The 6009-nt window shown below is 55.7% G+C and carries 5 protein-coding genes; all 5 read left to right on the top strand.

The annotated features are described in order from the left end of the window. Window positions 1-2092 (top strand): FAD-binding and (Fe-S)-binding domain-containing protein (locus ACOSYY_RS04815; RefSeq protein WP_421661135.1); only part of this gene is annotated, 2092 nt, incomplete at its 5' end. An 80-nt stretch (window positions 2093-2172) separates the two neighbouring features. Further along, complete coding sequence (locus ACOSYY_RS04810) at window positions 2173-2451, top strand: MoaD/ThiS family protein (protein ID WP_421661134.1); 279 nt, start codon at window positions 2173-2175, stop codon at window positions 2449-2451. Window positions 2452-2569: 118 nt separating this feature from the next. Beyond that, window positions 2570-3628 carry a potassium channel family protein gene (locus tag ACOSYY_RS04805; protein WP_421661133.1) on the top strand — a complete coding sequence of 353 codons (1059 nt, stop codon included), beginning with the start codon at window positions 2570-2572 and terminating at the stop codon, window positions 3626-3628. A gap of 123 nt (window positions 3629-3751) precedes the next feature. Next, the gene (locus tag ACOSYY_RS04800; protein ID WP_421661132.1) at window positions 3752-4636 is read left to right on the top strand and encodes a DUF6279 family lipoprotein; all 885 of its coding nucleotides are present in this window, start codon (window positions 3752-3754) and stop codon (window positions 4634-4636) included. Between the two features lie 234 nt (window positions 4637-4870). Further along, the coding region (locus tag ACOSYY_RS04795; protein WP_421661131.1) for an NAD(P)-binding protein at window positions 4871-6009 on the top strand (1139 nt) is incomplete at its 3' end.

Below are 6009 nucleotides of genomic sequence, written 5' to 3'. Positions count from 1 at the left end.
CCTCCCGAAGTTATTTGTCGGGAGCGAAGGGACACTGGGCGTGATGAGTGAAGCCAGGCTCACGTTGGTCGACAAACCCAAGTTCACCATGACCGCACTCATTCATTTCCAGAGACTCGAAGAAGTCGGCGAGGCCGTGCCTCGGATTCTGACGCTTCAGCCAAGTGCCTTGGAGGTCATGGATGCCAATACGCTCAACTTGATCGGCCGTGGAAAGCATGGCATTCCGGCTGATGCGGCGGCCACATTGCTGGTCGAGCTGGATGTTGATTCACCCATGGCCGATCTCCGTGAGCGGGCCGAAGCCATGGCCGCCGTCTGTCGGCCTTATAAGTTGGCGTCGGAATTGACACTCGCGTTCGACGCCGAACGCCGGGAGCAGCTTTGGAAAGCAAGGAAGGCGCTCTATCCGACGCTCTATCGATTCGATCCGAAGAAGAAGCCCATCAATTTTGTCGATGATGTCGTCGTGCCGGCCGGACGCATCAGCGAGCTCATCCGGTACTTAGAACACTTTTTCGAAGGGCAGCGGGTGCCGGTGGCAATTTTCGGCCATATTGGAAATGGAAACGCGCACATCGTCCCCCTATTGGACGTGAACGATTCCGGCGACTTTGAGAAGATGGTGAGCGCCTATCGGGACATTCATACGACTGTCCTGAATCGTTTCGGCGGATCGATCTGCGGCGAACATGGCGACGGTCGTGTCCGCGCCGAATTCGTAAAAGAGATGTTTGGCGAAGAACTGTATGATCTCTTCCGTCAAGTCAAAAAATCGTTCGACCCCGGCAACGTGCTCAATCCCGGCATCAAGCTGAGCGACGCTCCTTTCACCGAGCATATCGACTACGCCAGGCTTTCTAAATCCTGCGCCACTTGCGCCAAATGCAATTCAGTCTGCCCAGTGTACGATGTCTTTCAATCCGAGGACATGAGCGCGCGAGGCTGGTTCGAGATCGTAACGGCCAAAGACTATAGCTATCTCAATTCCAAGCGGGTGGTGGAGGCCTGCCTGAACTGTAAATCCTGCCGCACCATCTGTCCGGCCGGTGTTGATGTCTCCGATTTGATTCTGCGGAAGCGGGCAGAACATCCGAATCGGTTAGCCGGCTGGATATTCAGGCACCAAGCGAAGGGAACAGCCTTTGAATCGTTTTTGCGGTTCTTGGGCAGTACACAAAGAATCTGGGATCGCCCATCCATAAGACGCCTGCTCGAACGTATCACGACACCGATCATGAAGACCTTGGCGCCAACGGCACGCTTGCCGCATGATCTCGTGCTGCCCCAATTGGCCCCACGGCACTTACGTGAACGGTATGCGCATTTGGTCCCGGATGGAACAGAATCCTCGCCGACTCGGTCGGTGGCCTATTTCCATGGCTGCGCCGCGAATTATTTCGACGATGGAGTAGGGGACGCCGTCATCGCCGTGTTGAAAAAACATGGGGTGGAGCCCGCCTTGCCGCCGCAACGCTGTTCGGGGACACCGATTCAAACCTATGGACACATCAATCTGGCTCGAGACGGAGCGCGATTCAATCTCCGGTCGTTGGCTCCGTATGAGACGGTCGTGACCGGCTGCGCCTCTTGCACGCTGATGCTGAAAGACTATCCCACACTTTTTCCCGAGGAGATCGAGCGGCAGCAAGCCGAAGAACTAGCCAAGAAAGTGGTGCATATTTCGGAATTTGTCGCCCGCTCGCCGCAGCACCCTCCCATGGCCAATGCCGACGGGACCACGAGGCGCCTCACCTATCATTCCTCCTGCCATCTGCGGGCAGCCGGAGTGACGAAGGAGCCGCGACAAGTCCTGTCGTCTCTGCCTGGGATCGACTTCGTGGAAATGCAAGATGCCGACCGTTGCGCAGGCGGCGCGGGAACTTACGTGGTGAAGAACTACGATACGTCAAAGAAAATCTTTGAGCGAAAGGCCCGCGCCGTTGCACAAGCCGGTGCGAATGTCGTGGCGACGAGTTGTCCGGCATGCATGATCCAGTTAAAGAACGGATTGAGCGAGACGGTCGAAGTGAAACATGTCGCTCAATTGCTTCAAGAGGCCTATCAAGCAGCCGAACGTCAGAAGAGCTGAACTGCGTGCCGCCAATGATGTATTGTGTGCCCTGCTCTTGCGCCGCCTGCCTTGTACGTGGCTGAGTCGTGGAGGATTCGATGGTCTCGGTGCAGATATTCGGTCAGACCTTACGCGCGGTCGTCGATGAAAACGAAATCGAAGTACCGATTACCGGCGTGACCACCGTGAAGCAACTCATTGAAGCGAACCAGGCGCAACTGGGCCCCTTGCTTCAGTACATCAAAAGCCGCGAAACGCTCATTACGATCAATAAGAAAATCGGAACGGAAGACTCTCCGATTCGCGACGGCGACGTCATCAAGCTCTCATTCCAATCCCGCATGTCCTACGACGGCACCCGCGACATTCCGACCTGACGAATCGGAGTTATTCACACCCCTCCTGACGATCCAGACAGAACGCAGCGCGGCACTAGGAACGAAGCGGCGAAAGTCGGTATCATCAAATCGCTCTTGTATCCGTCGCACGCCGACCATGAGTACCGTCCCATCACGCCGCCTGTTCGAGCAGATTCTCTTTACCCGTGACGATCTGAGACCGGGACGCACGTTGCTGTTTCGCATCGGGCTCGTGCTGGCTCTCTTCGCTCTGGTCTTTCTTGTATTGTGGCTCGAGCGCGACGGGTTGAAGGATAATTACGATCAACACATGACCGCCATTGATATTCTCTATTTCACGATGATCACTATCACGACAGTCGGATACGGAGATATCGTCCCGGTCTCACAGCAGGCTCGTCTAGTGGATGCTGTGTTTATCACACCGATCCGGCTGTTTATATGGTTTCTCTTTCTCGGCACGGCTTATCAACTCGTGGCGAGCCAGTATAGGGAGGGGTATCGTATGGCGAAGGTCCAAGCAGCACTACGTGACCACATCATTGTGTGCGGGTTTGGCTATACAGGCTGGTCGACGGCTAGGGAGTTGCTGGCGAAAGGGACAAACCCTGACGGCCTCGTCATCATCGAACCTCGTGAAGAACGAGTCAAGGCCGCGATCGAGCTCGGCCTCGTTGCCTTTCGCGGTGATGCCACTCAAGAGACGATGCTGCGGCATGCCGTCATACAGCGCGCGAAGGCCGTTATCATTACCGCAGGCCGAGACGACACCAATGCATTGGTTCTATTGACCGCACGCCACTTAAATTCGACTGTGGAAATTCTCGTGAGCGCGGTGGAAGAAGAAAATGTGAAGTTGTTCCGACAGGGCGGCGCAACCGGCATCATTTCCCCTTCGACCTTCGGCGGTTATCTGCTTGCTGCTGCGGTGGGACATCCGCATTTCATGGATTATGTTCAAGACCTGCTGACGGCAGGCGGCCGGATCAATCTCATCGAGCGTCCCGTCGAGCGGAATGAAATCGGACAGACCGCCACGGCCCTCAAGCCGGACATCCTCCTGCGTCTGTACCGCGGTGGGACAGTGATCCAGTTCTGGGATCTGCAAGAGGGACAGAAGCTGGAGGCGGGAGATGTCCTGGTGATTTTGAAATCGCTTTCCGACGCTACAGCCTCCAACCTGCCGACCGCTTAGAGCCTTGCCCCCTGAAAATCGGTTCAACGGCGGGTATGAGGATCCCGGCAGCGAAGCCTATTGTCCAGTAGCCCAACCATCCCCTTGCATCATTCCGTTTTACTTGAGAACATATCTGTACTGATGACGAGTGGCTTGACGATAGGAGGGAGGAAGAGACGGGGACGACTGTATCGCTGGTCGTGGTGTCTTGCTGTCATTGTGGTGGCTCTCGCAGGCTGTTCGCTCACCACCACGGCTTATCGTTACGCCGACCGAATCGTCCTGTGGAAGCTCGACCATTACTTCAGTCTCAATCGTGATCAGCGCCAGGATGTTGCGCAGCGCCTCACTCCCTTACTTGAGAAGCATCGGCACGAAGCCTTGCCGCAATACGAAACGTTCCTTCAGGAGATCCGTCAGCGGGTCGAGCGGGGGCTCACCGGTTCTGATATCGACTGGGCCTATACCACCTATGATCGCCTGCGCGCCGACCTCTTCGAGCGTCTCGTAGCCGATACCGGTGTTTTTCTCGCCTCGGTCGATACCAAACAGGTGCGCGTCTTCGAATCGACCTTACAGAAGGACACCATCCAGGCCGCGCGTGTCGTTCAGATTTCCACGCCGGAGCGCTTGAACAAGCGGGTCGAAGCCACACTCGATTTGGTGAAAGACTGGCTGGGTCCCCTGACCAAAGGGCAAAAGTCACAGATACGTGAGTGGAGCCTCGCGCTTCCTGATGTGGAACCGATGTGGGTCGCCTACCAGCAACAACGCCGCCAGGAGCTCGTGACCCTCCTGCATCAGCCCAGAACTCCCGAACGGATCGCCCGAGAACTCCGCGCCATGTTTGTGTACCACGACCAGACTGCTCCTCAGGCTTATCAAAGCGCGGTCAGCCAAATGCGCGAAAATGCCAAGGCCATGGCTCTGGCCATCGATCGGGGTGTGACTCCCGAACAGCGTCGCCATGCCGTCTCAAAACTCCAACGGCTCATCGACCAAGTCCACGACCTCCAAGCCGGGTAGCCTTTAGTCTTCCGGACCAACCAATTGGTTCCTGGCGGCCTTGCCTATCATTTCGGAGTGGTGACAGCCTCTGTGAAAGTCGAGTGACGGCGGACCGGCTCTCCAATTCGACCTGTCATAAGCCATACACTATACGCCATCTGCTCTTCATCTCTACAGATCAGCTTTTCGCTAAGACATGATTTCTGATCGGAAAACGGGTAGGGTCCGGCAAACTATGGCTCTGTGTGAAACGTGAACAACAGACCGAACGGAGTGGCTATTATCGGTGGAGGATTGGCAGGACTCACCGCGGCTTATTGGATTCGGAGAAACACCGACCTGCCGATCACCATCTTTGAGTCTGGGGACCGATTAGGCGGTCGCGTCTCCACCAATGAACATCCTGCCGGAGAGCATGGGGCACGCTATCTATTGGGAAGTGAACTGAAGATCAGGCTCAAACCACAGGAATTTCAGAATTATGGTCTACCGAACGGGAACAGCCTTGGCGGGCTGCTTAAGAATGATCTGAAAATTTCCTTTCAGAAATTGAATGGGAACGGCTGGCCCCACATCTGCTTCCTGCAGGAAGGGGTCCCACGGCCATTTCACCATTCAGCCCCCTGGATACGACAGATCTGTCCTGGAGCTGCCCTAGTATTTCATCAGACAGGCTCGTCAGATCTTCCTGCCACTATCAGTTTTGAGACATGGCTACGTCGTCACCTCCCGCTCGATCGGCGCTCGCGGACATTGTTAGACGCGCTCTTGCTCGGCGAGATCTGTGCTCCATGGAAAAATGTCAGCGCGAGGTATGCCATGGAGTGCCTGGATTCCCTGATCAATCCCAAAGAGTCGTGGCATTGCGTCCGAGGCGGATCGGAAATAATCACGAGGAAGCTACTCAACAATTATTCATATACGGTTCGCGTGAGTTCACCGGTTAAGAGAGTGCGACGAATTCAAGACGCAGAGATCACCGTCAGCATTCGTCACGGCCGCACGCTGAGAATCGAATCATTTCAAGCCGTCATCGTCTCTTGCCCGGACGCGCATCGCCTGGTGGCTGGGTTACAATCTGCCCGCAGCCAATATCACGCCTACGTCAGCTTTCTCTTGTCATTCACGCAAAGACCCTCACTTATCAAATTCCCAAGCGTTGATCTCATTCAGGGGCTCTACACCGATCATCCTCTCATCAACTACCTCGAAGCAGCCAAAACTCAGACAGGATGGACCCTGCGCATCCTGGCGGCTCATGCAGATGGCTATCTGAAACTGAGCAAGCATGCACTCGAACGTCGGTGCCTCACGGTTTTCCGGCAACTTGGCCTCTCATCCGACTACAAAGCGCTGCACATCCAACGGTGGAAGCAGGGGCTCGCCTGTGG

This window comes from Nitrospira sp. BLG_2 (genome assembly GCF_049222245.1).
This window is presented reverse-complemented; position numbering and strand designations above follow the sequence as displayed.

Bases quoted from the DNA above. Each gene is read 5' to 3' on its own strand.
- ACOSYY_RS04810 (WP_421661134.1), top strand. From the start codon at position 2,173: ATGGTCTCGGTGCAGATATTCGGTCAGACCTTACGCGCGGTCGTCGAT.
- ACOSYY_RS04805 (WP_421661133.1), top strand. From the start codon at position 2,570: ATGAGTACCGTCCCATCACGCCGCCTGTTCGAGCAGATTCTCTTTACC.
- ACOSYY_RS04800 (WP_421661132.1), top strand. From the start codon at position 3,752: ATGACGAGTGGCTTGACGATAGGAGGGAGGAAGAGACGGGGACGACTG.